We start from the raw sequence: 17,022 nt of genomic DNA on the forward strand, positions 1-17,022 counted from the left end.
GGTAGCTGTCGATAAACACAACTAAACAAATTGTGTTTATCCATTTTGTCCACCTTGCCGAAAACGGCACCCCGGACTTACGCGAACACGCACCCGGCCCGCGCCGCCGTCACGCGGCGCGCATGCCTTCCCCTGCGGCCAACCTCAGCGTTCGAAGACCGCGACGCTCTCGACGTGGGCCGTGTGCGGGAACATGTTCACCGCGCTGGCCGCCGTGCAGCGGTAGCCCGCCACATTGACGAGCAGGCCCGCGTCGCGCGCCAGCGTGGCCGGGTTGCATGACACGTAGACGATGCGCTTCGGCGGCGTCCAGCCCGGCGCCAGCGACGGGTCCTGGGCGATGTCGGCCACGGCCTTGGCGAGGGCGAAGGCGCCCTCGCGTGGCGGGTCGATCAGCCAGCGGTCGGCCACGCCGTCGGCGGCCAGCAGCTCGGGCGTCATCTCGAACAGATTGCGCGCAACGAAGCTGGTCTTGTGCGCGAGGCCGTTGGCCGCGGCGTTCTCGCGCGAACGCTGCACCAGCGTCTCGCTGCCCTCGATGCCCAGCACCTCGCGCGCCTGCGTGGCCAGCGGCAGCGTGAAGTTGCCCAGGCCGCAGAACCAGTCGATGACGCGCTCGTCCTTCTGCACGGCCAGCAGGCGCAGCGCGCGGCCCACCAGCGCCGCGTTGATGTGCGGGTTGACCTGGGTGAAGTCGGTCGGCTTGAAGGGCATGGTCACGCCGAACTCGGGCAGGCCGTAGGCCAGCTGCGGGCCACCCTCGTCCAGCAGCTTGACCGTGTCCGGTCCCTTGGGTTGCAGCCACCACTGCACGCCATGCTTGGCGGCGAACTCGCGCAGCAGAGCGACATCGCCGGCCGGCAGTGGGTTCAGGTGGCGCAGCACCAGTGCGATGACCGCGTCGCCCATCGCCAGCTCGATCTGGGGCAGGCGGTCGCGTTCGGCCATGCCGGAGATCAGCTCGCGCAGCGGCAACAACAGGTCGCTGACGACCTTGGGCACGACCTTGCAGACCTGCATGTCGGCCACATAGCGGCTCTTGCGCTCATGGAAACCGATCAGCACGACGCCCTTCTTGGCCACATAGCGCACCGAGAACCGCGCCCGGTAGCGATAGCCCCAGGTCGGCCCCTCGATGGGCCGCAGCAGCACCTCGGGCTTGACCTTGCCCAGGTGCCAGAGCTGGTCTTCCACAACCCGCTGCTTGATCGCCACCTGGGCCCCGGCATGCAGATGTTGCATCTTGCAGCCGCCGCAGGCACCGGCATGCAGACCGAAATGCGGGCAGCCCGGCGTCACGCGCAGCGGGCTTTCCTTCTTGATCTCGGTGAGCTGGCCCTGCTCCCAGTTGTTCTTGCGGCGCGAGATCTGCGCCTTCACGATTTCGCCCGGCAAGGCGCCGTCGATGAAAACCACCTTGCCCTCGGCGTTGTGCGCCACGCCCTGCGCCTCAAGCTCGAGGCTTTCGACCTTGAGCCAATCCGTCGTCTGATTCATGGGGCCGAATTATCCCGGCATGGAACGAGCCCCTCGTCCAACGAGTACGTCGACCGATCCCCCAAGGGGATGCGGGCCGGCTTGGGGCGGCCCTGCGCTCGGCCCAGCCCCCTCAGAAGATCGAATCCCGATCCACCCCGTGGCGCATCATGTTGCGCTTGAGCTTGGCCAGCGCCTCGATCTGGATCTGGCGGATGCGCTCGCGCGTCAGCTTGAGGCGGATGGCCAGCACGTCCAGCGTCTCCGGCTCGCGGTCGGACAGGCCATAACGCCCCGACAGCACCTCGCGCTCGCGGTCGTTCAGGCTGGCCAGACCGTGCTGCAGCAGTTCCTCGACCTCGTGCGACAGGCGCAGGCCCATCGGGTCGATGGCCTGGTCGTCGGCGACGAGATCGAGCATGGACTCGCCGCCCTCGCCGCTGCGGTCCACCGGCGAATCGAGCGAACTCGGCAGCTCGGCATAGGCCAGCAGTTCCGCCACCTCGTCGACCGGCCGGCCCAGGGCCTGGGCCACGTCCTCCGCGCGCACACGGCCTTCGGCGCCCTGAGCGCTCTGCAACGCCTCCAGCGCGCGGCGCGCCTTCAGCACCTGATTGAGCTCGCGCACGATGTGCACCGGCAGACGCACGAGGCGGGCCTGGTGCATCAGCGCGCGCTCGATGCTTTGGCGAATCCACCAGCTCGAATAGGTCGAGAAGCGGAAGCCCCGCTCCGGCTCGAACTTGCTGATGGCATGCATCAGGCCGAGATTGCCCTCCTCGATGAGATCGCTCATCGGCAGGCCGCGGCCGAGGTAGTTCTTCGCGATGCTGACGACGAGCCTCAGGTTGTGCTCGATCATGGCCTGACGGGCGTGGAAGTCGCCGCCCCGCGCAGCCTGGGCCGTGTCGAACTCCTGCTGCGGCGTCAGCAGCGGCGTGCGGCGGATGTCGCGCAGATAGGCCTGCAGGGCATTGCCGAGTTCGACATCGTCGGCAGCGCTGCGCAGCACCTGGGCGTCTTCGTCCGGCGAATCGGCCGGCGGGCTCGCGGCCTCGGCACTGCCGTTCAGCGCCGACAGCATGACGCCGGGCTCGCCGCTGCCGTCATGGTGGCCGTTGAGTTTGGGCGCAGCGCGTTTCATGGCTTGTTCGCTGGCCCGGTGTGAAGGGTGTGCTTCCCGCCCGATCAGCGCGGGGGCAACAGCTTGGCCGGATCGACCGGCTTGCCGAGCTTGCGCACTTCGAAGTGCAGCTTGACGGTGTCACTCTCGGTGGAACCCATCTCGGCAATCCTCTGGCCCTTGCGTACGACTTGGTCCTGCTCGACCAGCATCGCCCGGTTGTGGGCATACGCCGTCAGGTAGGTGTTGTTGTGCTTGATGATGACCAAGTTGCCGTAGCCGCGCAAGCCCGAACCGGCGTAAACCACGCGGCCGTCTGCAACCGCCAGCACCGGGTCGCCCGGCTTGCCGGCAAAGTCCAGGCCCTTGTTGCGCTGGTCATCGAAGCCGGCGCTGATGGGCTGCGTGACCGGCCAACCCCAGGCGATGCCATCGTCTTCCGACGCGGACGAAGTGGAAGCCGCAGTGGCGGGCACGCTGGCCGCCGCCACCGGCGGCTTGACATCTAGCGGACGGGACTCGACCTTGGGCGCGGTGGCAATCGGCTTGGCCGTCACGGCCGACGGGTCGGCGCCCGGCGGCACGACGCGCAGCACCTGGCCGACCTCGATGCGGTTCGGGTTCTCGAGGCTGTTCCACTTGGCCACGTCGCGCCAGCTCTGGCCGTTGTCCAGCGCGATGCGGATCAGAGCGTCGCCGGGCTTGACGGTGTAGTAGCCGGGCTTGCCGGCGTTCTCGGCGCCGGGCGGCAGCTTGGCCTCGGGCGCGGGCGCAGAGGCCGCCGGCGACGCTTCGGCGGCCGACCTGGACTGCTGCGGATTGCGGTCCTCGACGGGCGCGCGATGCAGCGACGTGCCGCAGGCGCTGAGCAACAGCGAGGTGGAGAGGACGAAAAGGAAACGCAGGCTTGAGGGCATCGTGTGGCTACGGCACGTTGGAGGCCGACCCGATTGTGTGGCGCGATACGCCGACGGCCCCGTCAGACAACGCCGGATTTTAGGGGGACGAAGAGCACGGCCTCATGCTCGCTGCGGATCCAGCGCGAGACACCGGCCTCGACGACATGATCGAGCACGACCAGCACCTGGCCACGCCCGCCCGCCGCAGTCGGCGCGACCAGCCGCCCCCCAGGCGCCAGTTGGTCCATCCAGGCCTGCGGAATGTCTTCACCGCCGGCCGCCGCGATGATGCTGTCGAAGGGGCCGCTGGCCGAATGGCCGACGCGCCCATCCCCCCAGACCAGGCGCGGCGCACGCGGCAGGGCGACGCGCTGCAGATTGGCCCTGGCCTTGTCGTGCAGCCCCTGCAGGCGCTCGATGGACGTCAGCTGGCGCGCCAGCAGCGCGATGACGGCGGCCTGGTAGCCGCAGCCGGTGCCGATCTCGAGCGCGCGTCCGAGGGAGCCGCGCTGCCTGGCGCCCGCACCGGCGAACAGCAGACCGAGCATGTGGCCGACGACCGAAGGCTTGGAGATGGTCTGGCCATGGCCGATGGGCAGGGCCGTGTCCTCATAGGCCTGGGCGGCCAGCGCGCTGTCGACGAATTCGTGGCGCGGCACGGCGGCCATCGCGGCCAGCACGCGCTCATCGAAACGCCCTTCGGCCCGCAGACGGCCGACCATGCGCTCGCGCACGGCACCGCTGTCCAGCCCGGTACCGCTGGGCCGGGCCAGCCGCGCCGCATCGGCCGTGGCCTGGCGCAGATGGCGCTGCGGCATCAGCAGCTCGCGCTGCGGCGAGGCGGCAGACTTCAGGCTGGCCGGAAAGCGCTTGGGGGTGGACATCTAGAGGCCCAGGCGCTGCGCCCAGGAGCCCAGGGATGCATGCTCGGTCAGGTCCACCTGCAGCGGCGTGATCGAGACCAGGCCGTTGGCCGTGGCATGGAAATCCGTGCCCGCGCCGGCGTCCTTGGCATCGCCGGCCGGGCCGATCCAGTAGATGGTCTCGCCGCGCGGGTTGACCTGCTCGATGATGCCCTCGCTGGCATGGCGCCGGCCCAGCCGAGTGATCTTGCGCGGCAGCGTGGCTGCATCGGCCCGGTTGGGGATGTTGACGTTGAGCAGGAAGCCCTGGCCCAGGCCCCCGGCAATGACCTGCTCGACGACGCTGCGTGCCGTGCGCGCAGCCGCCTCCAGCTCGCCCCAGCCCTTCTCGGTCTGCGAGAAGGCGATGGAGGGGATGCCGAACAGATAGCCCTCGGTGGCCGCCGCGACGGTGCCGGAATAGAGCGTGTCGTCGCCCATGTTGGCGCCGTTGTTGATGCCCGAGAGCACCAGGTCGGGCCGGTAGCCCAGCAGGCCGGTCAGCGCGAGGTGCACGCCGTCGGACGGCGTGCCGCTGACGTAGCGAAAACCGTTGGCGGCGCGATAGACATTGAGCGGGCGGTTCAGCGTCAGCGAGTTGGACGTGCCGCTGGCGTTCTGCTCGGGGGCGATGACGTCGATCTCGCCCAGGCCCTCGCAGGCCTTCACGAGGGCCGCCAGGCCGGGGGCCAGATAGCCGTCGTCGTTGGAAATCAGGATGCGCATGATGGCCGATTGTAGGGAGGGCGTCACCTGCGAGACCGGGTGTAACCACCTTGATTCCTATCATCACCGCCTCACGAAACCAGGAGATTGACGATGAAGGCGTGGCTCTGCGAAAACCCGGTGGGCGTCGAGGCCCTGCAATGGCGCGAACTGCCGGCCCCGCCTCTGCCGGCCGGCCAGATCCGCGTGGGCATCCGCGCCGCCAGCCTGAATTTCCCTGACCTGCTGATCGTGCAGAACAAGTACCAGATGAAGCCGCCCCTGCCCTTCGTGCCCGGCACGGAGTTCTCCGGCGTCGTCACCGAGGTGGGCGAAGGCGTCAAGGGCTTTGCCGTCGGCCAGCGCGTCGCGGCCTTCGGCGGCCTGGGCGGCTTCGCGACCGAGGTCTGCATCCCGGACGCGCTGGCCATGCCGCTGCCCGACGGCTTCACCTTCGAGGATGCCGCCGCCTTCATTTGCACCTATGCCACCAGCCACCACGCACTGATGGACCGCGCGACGCTGCAACCGGGCGAAACCGTGCTCATCCTCGGCGCGGCCGGCGGCGTCGGCACGGCGGCCATCCAGATCGCCAAGGCGGCCGGCGCGCGCGTCATCGCCGCCGCCGGCAGCGATGCCAAATGCGCGGCCTGCAAGGCCCTGGGTGCCGACGCGGCGATCAACTACACGACACGGAACCTGCGCGACGAGCTGAAGGCGCTGACCGAGGGCAAGGGCCCGGACGTCATCTACGACCCGGTCGGCGGCGACCTGGCCGAGGCGGCCTTCCGCTCCATCGCCTGGCGCGGGCGCTACCTCGTCGTCGGCTTCGCCCAGGGCCAGATCCCGGCGCTGCCGCTGAACCTGGCGCTGCTGAAGGGGGCATCCCTGGTCGGCGTATTCTGGGGCGAATTCGCCAAGCGCGAGCCCGGCCGCAATGCCCGGATGCTGGCCGAGCTCGCCGCCTGGTACGCCGCCGGGAAGATCAGGCCGGTGCTGGACCGTGTCCTGCCGATGGAGCAGTTGCCCGCAGCGTTCGCCCGCATGGCGGCCCGCGAGGTCGTCGGCAAGCTGGTTCTTACCAATCCGTGAAGCCTGAAACGGGGGCGCACACCCCCGTGAACTCGCTGCGTTTTCAGGGGGCCGTGCGCTACATTCGGCGGTCGAATCGACAGCCGCCGTACCCGCGCCATGACCGTCAAAGTCCTCATCATCGAAGACAACCCCGTCGCCCGCAATTTCCTGTGCCGCGTGGTGCGCGAGAGCTTCAGCGATGCGATGGAGATCACCGAAGTCGGCGACCTCGAGAACGCGCGGCGCCAGGTGGCGAAGTCTGGCGGCAACCCGCCCGACGGCGGCTTCAAGCTCATCCTCGTCGACCTGGAACTGCCGGACGGCAACGGCATGGAGTTCCTGACCGAGCTCGCCGGCTCCACGGCCATCAAGATCGTCACGACGCTCTACTCCGACGATGACCACCTCTTCCCCGCACTGCAGTGCGGCGCCGATGGCTATCTGCTGAAGGAAGACCGCTTCGAGGTGCTGGTGGAGGAGTTGCAGCGCATCGTGCGCGGCCAGCCGCCGCTGTCCCCGGCCATCGCGCGCCGCCTTCTGTCGCATTTCCGCCCGCCGTCGAGCGACAGCGGCGCGATGCCGCTGAACTCCGGCTTCGGCTCGCTGTCGTCCTCGCACGCGCCCTTCGGCAACAGCCGCGGCGTCGCGCTGGACCCGCCGCCCGAGTGGGAGCGCCTGACGCCGCGCGAAAGCGAAGTGCTGACCTATCTGAGCAAGGGCTTCACGATCAAGGAGATCGCGAACCTGATGGGCATCAAGTGGTTCACCGTCAACGACCACATCAAGAGCATCTACAAGAAGCTCAACGTGTCCAGCCGTGCCGAGGCGGCGGTGCTGGCCTCAAAGCAGGGTCTGGTCTAGCCAGCGCTGCATCAGTCGCGCCAGCGCGGCCTTCAAACCCGAAGCCTCACGCGCCATCGCGGCACGCAGCGCGCCCGGCGCAATGCCTGCGTGCGTCAGTTCGTCGATATGGCCGACCAGCCACTGCTCGAATCGGGCCGGGTCGACCTCGGGATGGAACTGCAGGCCCAACGCCGCGTCATGCGGCGCGAAGGCCTGGTGCGGGCAGACCGGCGTCGCAGCGAGCGAGGCCAGGTCTGCCGGCAGCTCGAACTGGTCCCCATGCCAGTGCAGCATGGGCTGCGTGCCCAGTTCGGCCAGGGCCGTGCCCTGCCCCGCCGCGGTCAACGCCAGCGGCGCAAAGCCGATCTCCTTGACGCCCATCGGCCTCACATGTGCGCCCAGCGCCCGCGCCATCAGCTGCGCGCCCAGGCAGATGCCCAGCAGCGGCCGGTGCGAATCCAGCCGGCGGCGGATCAGCGCGACCTCGTCGACCAGCCACGGGAAGCGCTCCTCGTCCTCCACGCCGATCGGCCCACCGAGCACGACGAGCAGGTCCACAGTGCCAAGGTCGACGGCGGCGAAGTCGTCGACACCAGCCTCGTGATAGCGGACCTCGAAGCCACGCCGCTCCAGCAACGGCCCGATGAGGCCGAGGTCTTCGAAGGCGAGGTGGCGCAACGCGAGGACGGTCTTCTTCACGGGCCGCATCATCGCTGGGCCGCCCTGCGGCTCACGCCGCCGAGCGCAGCTTCACGGCGGGGAAATCGACCGGCGTCGCGAAGGCGATGTTCACGTAGTTGGTGAACAGGTTCAGCGCGACTTGGGCCAGGATCTCGACGATCTGGCCGTCGCCGAAGCCGGCGGCGCGCAGTGCGGCGACATCGGCGTCGCCCACCTGGCCGCGCTGCCCGATCAGCTCCAGCGCAAAGCGCAGTGCCGCGGCCGTCGCCGGGTCGGCCGACTCGCCCGCCTGGGCCGCGCTCATCTCGGCCGCCGAGGCACCCGCCTTGCGGCCCAGGGCCGTGTGCGCAGCCAGGCAGTAGTCGCAGCCGTTGCGGTCGGCCACGGCGACGGCGATCTGCTCGCCCAGACGGGCCGGGATCGCGCCGCCACCCAGCGCACCGAAGAAGCCCCACATGGCCTGCAGCGCGGCCGGCGAATTGGCCACCACGCGGAACATGTTCGGCGTGGTGGCGAAGGCGCCGTGCACGGCGTCCAGCAGCGCACGGCTGCCGGCAGGAGCGTCAGTGGCGGAAACGAGGGGAACACGGGAATTCATCGGAGTCACCTTTCGGTTGCAGTGGAGTAAGGCCTCCACTGTGGCCGCCATGCCGACACGAAAGGATCATTTCGTCCCCACTAGATATCCATTCGTCCCGTGACCGTCGAAGCGCCGCTGGACCGTCTAAGCCCGCTGTTCGAACGCTTCCGCGTGCGGGCCAGCCTCTTCCACGCCGGGCCGCTGTGCGGCGTGACGCATTTCGACGCCCGCCCCGGCCGCGGCTTCCTGCATGTGATGCGCAAAGGCGAGATGCAGATCCGCCATGCGGGCGGCAGTGGCCTCGTCGCATGCATTGCGGTGCGCGAACCCAGCCTGGTCTTCTACCCGCGGCCGCTGGCCCACGACTTCCACAACGCACCGGCCGAGGGCTCGGACTTCGTCTGCGCAACTTTGGACTTCGACGCAGGGGAAGCCCACCCCCTCGTGCAGGCCCTGCCGCCACTGGTCGTGCTGCCGCTGGCCCGCGTGGACGGCATCGCGGCAACGCTGGCTCTGCTGTTCGCCGAGGCCGAGCGCGTGCGCTGCGGCCAGCGCCTGCTGGCCGACAGGCTCTTCGAGGTGCTGCTGCTGCAGTTGTTGCGCTGGATGCTGGACCAGCGCGACGCGGCGCTGCCGCTGGGCCTGCTGCGCGGGCTGAGCGACCCGCGCCTGGCCCGCGCGCTGACCGCCCTGCACGCCCGGCCCGGCGAGGCCTGGAGCCTGGAGGGCATGGCGGCCGCGGCCGGCATGTCGCGCAGCCGCTTCGCGCTGGCCTTCAAGGAGGCCGTCGGCCAGACGCCGGCCGACTACCTGTCGCACTGGCGCCTGGCCATCGCCCGCGGCGAACTGCGCACCGGCAAGCCACTCAAGGCGCTGGCGGCGGAACTGGGCTACGCCAACGCATCGGCGCTGAGCCGGCGTTTCACGCAGCAGACGGGTCAGTCACCGCGCGCCTGGCTGCATCTCATCAAGATTGCGGACCCGACGCCGCGGCCGAGCCCCACGCAAACCGGATGTTGACTTAATGTCTGCCGGCGTTTTTGCTCTGGGAGCGAGGCATGGAACCAAGCAGAGCTTTGCCGGCTCGTCCGGCAACAGCACCGCAGACGAAACCGGCCTGGCTGCGCATGCGGGCTCGACTGAGGCTGGGCTTTGCAAGCCTTTTCCTCACCTGCCTGAGCCTGCCGGTGCTGGCCAATCTGGTCACGACCTCCTACACGGGCACGCTGACCGGCGCGGACGATTCGCTGACGGGCCAGATCGTCCTGAGCCTGTCCGGCGCGTCCACCGTGACCCTGCAGACCTGGGGTTTCGGTGGCGGCACCAATGCCGCCGGCGTCAATATTCAAGCGGGCGGCTTTGCCCCCTTCGTCGGAGTGTTCTCCGGCACCGGCGACAGCGCCCAAATTGTCGACGGCAGCTCGGACATCCTGAGCAACTACGGCGGGTATTCGGGCTGCCCGCCGGGGTCCGAGGCGACGATTGGCGCAGCCTCGGTTTGTGGCGATCTGCACATGAGCTTCGACCTGGGCCCCGGCGTCTACACGGTGCTGCTGACGAATGGGACCTATCTGCCCAATGCGGTGTTCGGCGGCGGCCAACTGGGTGACGGCTTCACCGACCTGAGCGGCGGCGTGTTCCAGACTTGCGTGGGCTTGGACTGTCTGGATGGCAGCGCCAAATGGGCGCTCGACATCGGCGTCACCGGGGTAACCGCCCTTGCGGAACCTGCAACGCCCATCCTGGGCGGACTGGCACTGCTCATCCTGTATTCGCAACGGCGCGGCAACTTCGGAAGAAGGTCCAGCTAGCCCGCGCGAATGGCCGCATTCAATTTCGACTTCGTGAAGGAGAAATGCGATGAACCGTCCCCAAAGCTATCGGCCCTTCCTGCTTGGCGCATTGGGTGCCTGCCTGGTGCTTGGATTCGGGCTTTCCCGTGACGTGCGCGGCGCGGCCGCAGCCTTGGTGCAGGTGACGAACACCGCGCTCAACCCCGTCATCACCAAGGCCGCGGACAATCCGGCACGCAGTGCCTTCGCGACGCGCGTGTTCCCCACCGTCCGCTCCGCCTCCTCGTTCGTCGTACCCGCCGGCAAGTACCTGGTGATCAACAGCGTCACCGGATTCAACAACGGCACCACGGCCTATGCGATTGCGGTCGACACATCATCTGGCGGCACTTACGGGGAGCAACAGATTCCCTTCGCGATCGCTACCCGGCCAGGCAGCTGGACCTATCTGCAGGGCGTGCCCGTCAACATCGTTGCCGACCCGGGCACGACCGTCTACATCTCGGTGGGCGACAGCGATTTCAACGACAGCGCAGGTGTCAACGTCGACGTCAGGGGCTACTACGTCGACGCCAGTTGAGGGAGCCGAACGGTGCCTTGGGCTCTCAGGGCGTGTTGCGCACCGTCACCGGCATCTGTGGCCGAGGCGTGCTCGCCTGAGCAGGGTCAGTCTGCTGCGATAGCGGGGGACGTTCAGCCGGGCCCGCCGTGCTCGACATTGCAGGATCGCTCCGGATGGCGAGCGGCGGGTGCGGCACATCCGCCGCCGGCACACCGACAACGATCGGCTGAGCAGGAGGCCGCTGGGACGGCTGCAATGACAGCGGAGCGAGCAAAGCCGGCACCGAGCTTGCCCCGATAGCGGCCGTGCCTGGCAACGCCACGGGGGGCCGGGCACTGATCCGGAGCGGTAGCGCCGAAGGTGGCGCCTCGTTCGGCCGATCGAGCCACAGCCAAATGAAGCCGAAAACCAGTGCCCCACCGGCCCCGAGTGCAATCCATTTGAAGTCGCTGCCTCTCATGCGCGCGCATCTTGGTCCGGCGGACACTACCAGTCAAACCGGCGATGTTCGAGCGTGCGGCCCGCCCGGCGCACCACCTGTTTTGGCCGACAAGCTGAACACAGGGGCGCGCGACCGCTGACAGCATGGGTGTGGCGCAGCGCGCGAGGTGATGATGCCCACGCCGCTGCGTCGGGGAACAGCTCTAGCTGCTCCCCGTTGGACGAACTCGATGGCGTGGGCATGACGCTGATCGTGCCCCCTGCGGACGGCGTGGATAGCTCGAAGCAGAGGTAGCTGCGGCGCATCGAAACGTCCCTGGCGATCTCGGGAATATCCGCCTCGTCTCCGGCCGTCTCCGTTCAGCTAACGATTCGTTTCAACTCGTTTGATGATGCCCGCACCTACGTCGCCAGGAGCTGGCCGCGTCTCTGCCTGGCGCGAAGGGCGCGAGAACGCGGAAGGCTATTTGCCCGCCAATTCCAGCCCACCGTCGCGTGTCCGCACGACCAGGTCAAGCAGCTTCGCCACCGCCCGTGCAAAGGCCTCGTTGTCGCCGGTGCGGAATACCCCGCTGACACGCAGCGTCCTCAACGCTTCCGAGTCGGCCACCGTGATCGGCACGTTGCTGTAGCGGTTCATGTCGGCCACGGCTTCGGCCAGAGTGACGTCATCCAGCACCGCGACGCCCCGCTTCCAGGCCAGCAGCGGGTCGAGCTGGGGCCGGTCAAGGCGCGTGCCTGTGAGCGCGGCACGCCCGCTGTCGAGGATCGCCTGGCCCACGCGCAAGCGCTCGCCGGGCGTCATGACAACCGGGCCGCTCAGCGCGCTCCGCACGGCGGCGTCCGAGCGTTGCACGATCACCCGGCCTTCAAACAACGTCACGCCAAAGGCGTCGCCACCCGCCTTCGCTGGCGGCGCGAATCTAACCAGGAAGGCCGTCCCCGTGGCGACGACCTTGGCGTCGGACACACTGACGACGAACGGCCGACTGGCGTCCTTGGCGACTTCGAACAGCGCCTCGCCGCGTTCCACCGTCACGGCGCGCAACGCGTCCGTCAGCTTCACGCGGACGTCTGTCGACGTGTTCAGCGTCAGCCGGCTGCCGTCGGCTAGCACGATCAGCCGCTGCTCGCCCACGCCGGTGCCGTAGGTGTCGTTGGGCCGAAGGTTCAATGCAAACAGGGCCACGCAGCCAAGCGCTGCGATGGCAAGCGCCGGGCGCCGGCCCTTCCCGCCGCCGTTTGCGTGACCTACCTGGTCTTCCGAGGGTGACGCAAGGATGTTGGCGCGCTGGATGCCGGCGACGTCCTGCCAGGTGTCGGTGCAGCGCTCAAACGCCAGGCGGTGGGCGGCCGACCGCGCCTGCCAGGCCAGGCATTCGCGTTCCATCACGTAGGAACGGCCGGGTCCATGCAGTCGGGCCAGCCACACGGCGGCCTCTGCCAAGATTTCCTGCGTGACGAGAGGCGGCATGTCACTTGCCGCCGGCGCCCCGGAGGCGTCCAACGGTTGCACAGCTACCAGCCTTCCATCCAACTGGTCAGGCGCAGGGTCGCCTTGGCAACGTGGTATTGCACGGTCGCGACGCTGATGCCGTGGAGCTTCGCGATCTCGGTATAAGGCAGGCCGTCGAGTCGATTGGCCAGGAAGACGTCGCGGGTCTTTTCGCTCAGCCGGCCCAGACCCTGGGTCAAACGAGCCATGCGCTCCCTGGCCAGCAACACGGCCTCGGTGGACGGGGTCGTGTCTATCAGCACCACGTCCTCCAGCAGCATGTGCTCGCCACGGCCAGAGTTCATGCGATGGGTGTCGATGGACAGGTTCAGCGCCGTGCGCATCAGGAAGGCCTCGGGCTTCTCGACGGGCTGCTTTTCGTCCTCATATCGGGCCAGCCGCAACCACGCCTCCTGAACCAGGTCCTCGGCCTCGTGCTCGGTACGTCCGCGACGCCGCAACGCACCCCGCACCCTTGCCAGCACGTCCTGCCAGTTCTTCAGGGGTCGGGCCGACATGGCGTTCAGGCGGCGCCTGCAAGCGAGGCGACAAATGCGCCTTGGCCATATGGCGCCGGACGCTTGCGGTCCCACCGGTCATGCAGCAGATCGCGATCCGCCCGTTGGAATACCTGGGCGATGAATTCAGCGGCAGCGACTTGGTCAGCAAACGGGGCCTGGCGCGCTACGACGCGCGACAGGCGAGCCTGCAGATGCTGCCCCGCGGCATCAGTCCATCGAACCGCACGTCGCATGCGAGGACCGAAAGCGCCGACCTCAGCGAGTTCCGCCGTGGTACCTCTGCCGACCCTTGGCCGGAGACCTGCCATCGCTTCGACAAGGCCGTCGTCGGCCGCGATGGCATTGATGCGTTCGACGCCTCGCTCATGGAGGTCCGCAGCTATCCGCTGGGCGGTACCCGCACCGTCATCTCGCCATGCGCCGAGCACCCCGAACTGGCCGTCCGTGAAGAACCCGAGTGCCCAGTGCCATTCGGAGGTCACGGCGGTTCCATCTTCGAACACCGGAATACGGAGCTTGCCGAACCGGACGACCAAATAGCGGCAGCAAAGCGCGCAGCTGAACCAGCGGCTGGATTCCCAGAAGAAGTAGGACATTGGTGACTCCCTGCTACGCACACGGGCCGAGACGAATGGAGCCCACGCGGATTACGGAACCGATCGCCTGCCTTAGGCGGTGACGATTCACAGAATAGACGTTTTTCGTCTATTTTTCCAGACGCAGCAAGGTGTCGGCCGCTCTGTGACGGCCGATGCAAAAAAACTTACATACCCAAGATCAACTGTTACTCCGCGAGCTGCTCGTCGAATCGCGCATCGCAGCGAAGCTGACTCAAGTCGAGCTGGCTGAAAAGCTGCAATGGGAGCAGACGCACGTAAGCAGGGTCGAACGGGGCGTCCGCCGTTTGGATGTGCTTGAACTGCGCCGATGGGTTGGCGCGCTGGGGATGTCGCTTCCAGATTTCATCGAGAAGTTCGAGCACAGGCTTGAGGCAAACACGCCTCCACGCCTGGCCATCAAGCGATGAGCTTGCGTAAAGGCACCACGTTGCCGGCAATGCTGGCGTCCAGGTAGTCGCTCCACGCCTGCATCATCCTGGCACGCTGCGTGAGGTACAGCGCATGGTTGTAGCTGGCCGAGACGGCGTCACGTTCTTGGTGAGCCAGTTGCAGCTCGATGTGAGAGTGGTCAAACCCCTGCTCATGCAGCAGCGTGGAGGCGATGCCCCGAAAACCGTGCCCCGTCATCCGACCTTTGTAGCCCATGCGCTCCAAGGCCTTGAGGATGGTGTTGTTGGACATCGGCTTCTTCGGATCGCGCTCGCCTGGGAACAGCATGGCCCTGCTGCCCGTGCTGGTGTGCAGCGCTTGCAGCAAGGTCACGGCCTGGGTCGACAGCGGGACGATGTGCGGCGTCTTCATCTTCATGCGCTCGGCCGGGATGTCCCAGCGCCCTGCGTCCAGGTCGAACTCCCGCCAGCGGGCGCCGATCAACTCGATGGTGCGCACGAAGGTCATGGCCATCAGCTTCATGGCGGCGCGCGTGATGGATGCGCCCTGGTAGACCTCGATCTTGCGCAGCAGATCGGGCAGCTCTTTGGCGTCGACCCGGGCGTAGTTCTGCTTCTTGCGTGCGGGCAGCACGTCGCCCGGCCGCACATCAGTTGCGGGGTTGCGGGAGGCCTTCCCGTGCGCGATGGCGTAGCGGAAGACTTGGCCGCAGGTTTGCATCGATCGCTTGGCGATATCCAGCGCACCGCGCGCTTCGATGCGCTTCATCATCGCGACCAACTCCGCCGCCCCGAGTTCAGCGATGGGGCGATGGCCAATGATGGGGAACACATCGCTTTCCAGCCGCCGCTGCACATACTCGGCATGGCGGCTTGAACGGGCCATCCTCCAGCTCTCCCACCATTTGCGAGCCACGGCCTCAAACGAGTCTTCCAGGCCGATGCGCTGCGCGACCTTCTCCTCCCGACGCTGGTCCATGGGGTCCGTGCCTGCAGCGAGCAGCTTGCGGCCCTCGTCCCGCTTCTCACGGGCCTTGGCGAGCGAGACGTCCGGATAGCCACCGATGGCCATCAGCTTTTCCTTGCCCTGGAAGCGGTACTTCCATCGCCAGAGCTTCGCCCCCTGCGGCTTCACCAGCAGGTACAGGCCCCGCTCGTCGCTCACCTTGAGCGGCTTGTCAGCGGGCCTGAGCTTCTTGATGGCGGTATCGGTCAGAGCCATGGGGACGCCTCCGAAAGGCTGCCGGAGGAAAGTACCCCCAGCTCGTCTTCAACGTACCCCCAACCGTACCCCCGCGAATCGCGGGCTGTCAACGGACGCCGCCGGACGTCCTAAAACAAAAAAGCCCATATCCACTGGGGAAAACGGGCTTTTTGCGATCCTTGCGGGACTTCAGAAGACGTCCCGAAACTGATCTTTGGCGGAGAGGGAGGGATTCGAACCCTCGGTACGGGGATACCGTACGCCTGATTTCGAGTCAGGTACATTCGACCACTCTGCCACCTCTCCTGAATCGGTACGCGTTGGTGCGAGTGAAGCCGGCCATTATAGCCAGCTTTTCGCCTTACCCGGCAACTCGGGCGCGCAGCGTGTCGACACCGCCCATATAGGGGCGCAGCGCCTCGGGCACCGTGATGCTGCCGTCGGCATTCTGGTAGTTCTCCAGCACGGCCACCAGCGTGCGGCCCACGGCCAGGCCGGAGCCGTTCAGCGTGTGCACGAGTTCGTTCTTGCCCTGGGCATTCTTGAAGCGCGCCTGCATGCGGCGGGCCTGGAAGGCGCCCATGTTCGAGCAGGAGCTGATCTCGCGGTAGGTGTTCTGGGCCGGCAGCCAGACCTCGAGGTCATAGGTCTTGGTCGAGCCGAAGCCCATGTCACCGGTGCACAGCAGCATCGTCCGGTAAGGCAGGCCGAGCTTCTGCAGCACGGCCTCGGCGTGCAGCGTCATCTCTTCCAGCGCGGCCATGCTGTGCTCGGGCTGTTCGATGCGGACCATCTCGACCTTGTCGAACTGGTGCTGGCGGATCATGCCGCGGGTGTCGCGGCCGGCCGAGCCGGCCTCCGAACGGAAGCAGGGGCTGTGGGCCGTCAGCTTGACCGGCAGCTCCTCGGCCTTCAGCACGCTCTCGCGTACGGTGTTGGTCAGCGAGATTTCCGACGTCGAGATCAGGTACTGCTCGCCCTGCTCGTCGTCGCCGCCGCGCAGCACCCAGAACATGTCCTCCTTGAACTTGGGCAGCTGGCCCGTGCCTTCGAGGATCTCGCGGTTGACGATGTAGGGCGTGTAGCACTCGGTGTAGCCGTGCTCCGTCGTCTGCACGTCGAGCATGAACTGCGCGAGCGCGCGGTGCAGGCGGGCGACGGGGCCCTTCAGGAAGCTGAAGCGCGAGCCCGACAGCTTGGCACCGGTCTCGAAGTCCAGGCCCAGCGGGGCGCCGAGGTCGACGTGGTCCTTCACGTCGAAGTCGAATGCGCGCGGGCTGCCCCAGCGGCGCACCTCGACGTTGCCGGTCTCGTCGGCGCCGGCCGGCACGCTGGCGTCCGGCAGGTTGGGCACGCCCATCAGCATCTCGTTCAGCTCGAGCTGGATCGCTTCCAGGCGCTCGGCGCCGGCCTTGAGTTCGTCGGCGATGCCGCCGACCTCGGCCATCAGCGCCGAAGCGTCTTCGCCCTTGCCCCGGGCCATGCCGATCTGCTTGGACAGCGCGTTGCGGCGGGCCTGCAGTTCCTCGGTGCGGGTCTGCACCGCCTTGCGCTCGGCCTCGAAGGCCTTGAAGCGCTCCACGTCGAGATAGGGCTGGGGGTTCTTGCGCGCGTTCAGGCGCTCGACGACGGTATCGAGGTCCTTGCGCAATTGGGTGATGTCGAGCATGAGGATCAACCTTCAGAAATCGGATACGAAAACGGCGCCGATGTC

18 protein-coding genes and 1 tRNA gene are annotated in these 17,022 nt (G+C 67.5%); 7 read left to right on the top strand and 12 right to left on the bottom strand.

Features of this window, described 5'->3' with window-relative positions; all coding sequences use genetic code 11:
- Nucleotides 1-144: 144 nt before the first annotated feature.
- The 5 genes from rlmD to surE form a co-directional block, all read right to left on the bottom strand.
- Entirely contained in the window at nucleotides 145-1,497 is a 1,353-nt protein-coding gene (rlmD, locus tag EV671_RS18715; RefSeq protein WP_132574535.1) for a 23S rRNA (uracil(1939)-C(5))-methyltransferase RlmD, read from the bottom strand.
- 112 nt (nucleotides 1,498-1,609) lie between these two features.
- Nucleotides 1,610-2,560 (bottom strand): RNA polymerase sigma factor RpoS, encoded by a 951-nt coding sequence (rpoS, locus tag EV671_RS18720; protein ID WP_132574605.1) that lies wholly within the window; start codon nucleotides 2,558-2,560, stop codon nucleotides 1,610-1,612.
- A 104-nt stretch (nucleotides 2,561-2,664) separates the two neighbouring features.
- On the bottom strand, nucleotides 2,665-3,516 hold the full coding sequence (locus EV671_RS18725; RefSeq protein WP_132574537.1) for a peptidoglycan DD-metalloendopeptidase family protein: 852 nt from the start codon (nucleotides 3,514-3,516) through the stop codon (nucleotides 2,665-2,667).
- Between the two features lie 62 nt (nucleotides 3,517-3,578).
- The gene (locus EV671_RS18730; protein ID WP_132574539.1) at nucleotides 3,579-4,382 is read right to left on the bottom strand and encodes a protein-L-isoaspartate O-methyltransferase family protein; all 804 of its coding nucleotides are present in this window, start codon (nucleotides 4,380-4,382) and stop codon (nucleotides 3,579-3,581) included.
- Nucleotides 4,383-5,126, bottom strand: coding sequence for a 5'/3'-nucleotidase SurE (surE, locus tag EV671_RS18735; RefSeq protein ID WP_132574541.1), 744 nt, complete (start codon nucleotides 5,124-5,126; stop codon nucleotides 4,383-4,385).
- A 93-nt stretch (nucleotides 5,127-5,219) separates the two neighbouring features.
- Between surE and EV671_RS18740 the strand changes: the two genes are divergently transcribed.
- Together EV671_RS18740 and EV671_RS18745 are read left to right on the top strand one after the other, a co-directional pair.
- The gene (locus EV671_RS18740) at nucleotides 5,220-6,197 is read left to right on the top strand and encodes an NADPH:quinone oxidoreductase family protein (RefSeq protein ID WP_132574543.1); all 978 of its coding nucleotides are present in this window, start codon (nucleotides 5,220-5,222) and stop codon (nucleotides 6,195-6,197) included.
- A 99-nt stretch (nucleotides 6,198-6,296) separates the two neighbouring features.
- A complete protein-coding gene (locus EV671_RS18745; RefSeq protein WP_132574545.1) occupies nucleotides 6,297-7,040 on the top strand; it encodes a LuxR C-terminal-related transcriptional regulator in 744 nt (247 codons plus the stop codon).
- Here the strand turns inward: EV671_RS18745 and EV671_RS18750 are convergent.
- Together EV671_RS18750 and EV671_RS18755 are read right to left on the bottom strand one after the other, a co-directional pair.
- Nucleotides 7,020-7,730 (bottom strand): glutamine amidotransferase, encoded by a 711-nt coding sequence (locus EV671_RS18750; protein WP_132574607.1) that lies wholly within the window; start codon nucleotides 7,728-7,730, stop codon nucleotides 7,020-7,022. The genes EV671_RS18745 and EV671_RS18750 overlap by 21 nt on opposite strands.
- 22 nt (nucleotides 7,731-7,752) lie before the next feature.
- Nucleotides 7,753-8,301: a carboxymuconolactone decarboxylase family protein gene (locus EV671_RS18755; protein WP_132574547.1), complete on the bottom strand. Its 549-nt coding sequence runs from the start codon at nucleotides 8,299-8,301 to the stop codon at nucleotides 7,753-7,755.
- 99 nt (nucleotides 8,302-8,400) lie between these two features.
- Here EV671_RS18755 and EV671_RS18760 point away from each other — a divergent pair, with 99 nt between their 5' ends.
- From EV671_RS18760 to EV671_RS18770, 3 genes are all read left to right on the top strand, one after another.
- Nucleotides 8,401-9,303 (top strand): AraC family transcriptional regulator, encoded by a 903-nt coding sequence (locus EV671_RS18760; protein WP_132574548.1) that lies wholly within the window; start codon nucleotides 8,401-8,403, stop codon nucleotides 9,301-9,303.
- Nucleotides 9,304-9,410: 107 nt separating this feature from the next.
- Nucleotides 9,411-10,094 carry a DVUA0089 family protein gene (locus tag EV671_RS18765; RefSeq protein ID WP_132574549.1) on the top strand — a complete coding sequence of 228 codons (684 nt, stop codon included), beginning with the start codon at nucleotides 9,411-9,413 and terminating at the stop codon, nucleotides 10,092-10,094.
- A 49-nt stretch (nucleotides 10,095-10,143) separates the two neighbouring features.
- On the top strand, nucleotides 10,144-10,656 hold the full coding sequence (locus EV671_RS18770) for a hypothetical protein (protein ID WP_132574551.1): 513 nt from the start codon (nucleotides 10,144-10,146) through the stop codon (nucleotides 10,654-10,656).
- Between the two features lie 886 nt (nucleotides 10,657-11,542).
- Here the strand turns inward: EV671_RS18770 and EV671_RS18775 are convergent.
- Nucleotides 11,543-12,553: a FecR family protein gene (locus tag EV671_RS18775; RefSeq protein WP_132574553.1), complete on the bottom strand. Its 1,011-nt coding sequence runs from the start codon at nucleotides 12,551-12,553 to the stop codon at nucleotides 11,543-11,545.
- A gap of 44 nt (nucleotides 12,554-12,597) precedes the next feature.
- Complete coding sequence (locus tag EV671_RS18780) at nucleotides 12,598-13,092, bottom strand: RNA polymerase sigma factor (RefSeq protein ID WP_132574555.1); 495 nt, start codon at nucleotides 13,090-13,092, stop codon at nucleotides 12,598-12,600.
- An 80-nt stretch (nucleotides 13,093-13,172) separates the two neighbouring features.
- On the opposite strand from EV671_RS18780, the gene EV671_RS18785 reads away from it, so the two are divergent.
- Both EV671_RS18785 and EV671_RS18790 read left to right on the top strand, forming a co-directional pair.
- A complete protein-coding gene (locus EV671_RS18785) occupies nucleotides 13,173-13,697 on the top strand; it encodes a hypothetical protein (RefSeq protein ID WP_132574557.1) in 525 nt (174 codons plus the stop codon).
- A 149-nt stretch (nucleotides 13,698-13,846) separates the two neighbouring features.
- Nucleotides 13,847-14,122, top strand: coding sequence for a helix-turn-helix domain-containing protein (locus EV671_RS18790; RefSeq protein ID WP_132574559.1), 276 nt, complete (start codon nucleotides 13,847-13,849; stop codon nucleotides 14,120-14,122).
- Here EV671_RS18790 and EV671_RS18795 read toward each other — a convergent pair.
- From EV671_RS18795 to serS, 3 genes are all read right to left on the bottom strand, one after another.
- Nucleotides 14,112-15,326, bottom strand: a complete 1,215-nt coding sequence (locus EV671_RS18795; RefSeq protein WP_132574561.1) for a tyrosine-type recombinase/integrase — start codon at nucleotides 15,324-15,326, stop codon at nucleotides 14,112-14,114. The genes EV671_RS18790 and EV671_RS18795 overlap by 11 nt on opposite strands.
- A 197-nt stretch (nucleotides 15,327-15,523) precedes the next feature.
- Nucleotides 15,524-15,614 (bottom strand) — tRNA-Ser (locus EV671_RS18800).
- A 55-nt stretch (nucleotides 15,615-15,669) separates the two neighbouring features.
- Nucleotides 15,670-16,977, bottom strand: coding sequence for a serine--tRNA ligase (gene serS / locus EV671_RS18805; RefSeq protein ID WP_132574563.1), 1,308 nt, complete (start codon nucleotides 16,975-16,977; stop codon nucleotides 15,670-15,672).
- Nucleotides 16,978-17,022: the final 45 nt, after the last annotated feature.

The sequence above is a fragment of the Roseateles saccharophilus genome, assembly GCF_004342485.1.
In the GTDB taxonomy this organism is placed as follows: Bacteria; Pseudomonadota; Gammaproteobacteria; order Burkholderiales; family Burkholderiaceae_C; genus Pelomonas; species Pelomonas saccharophila.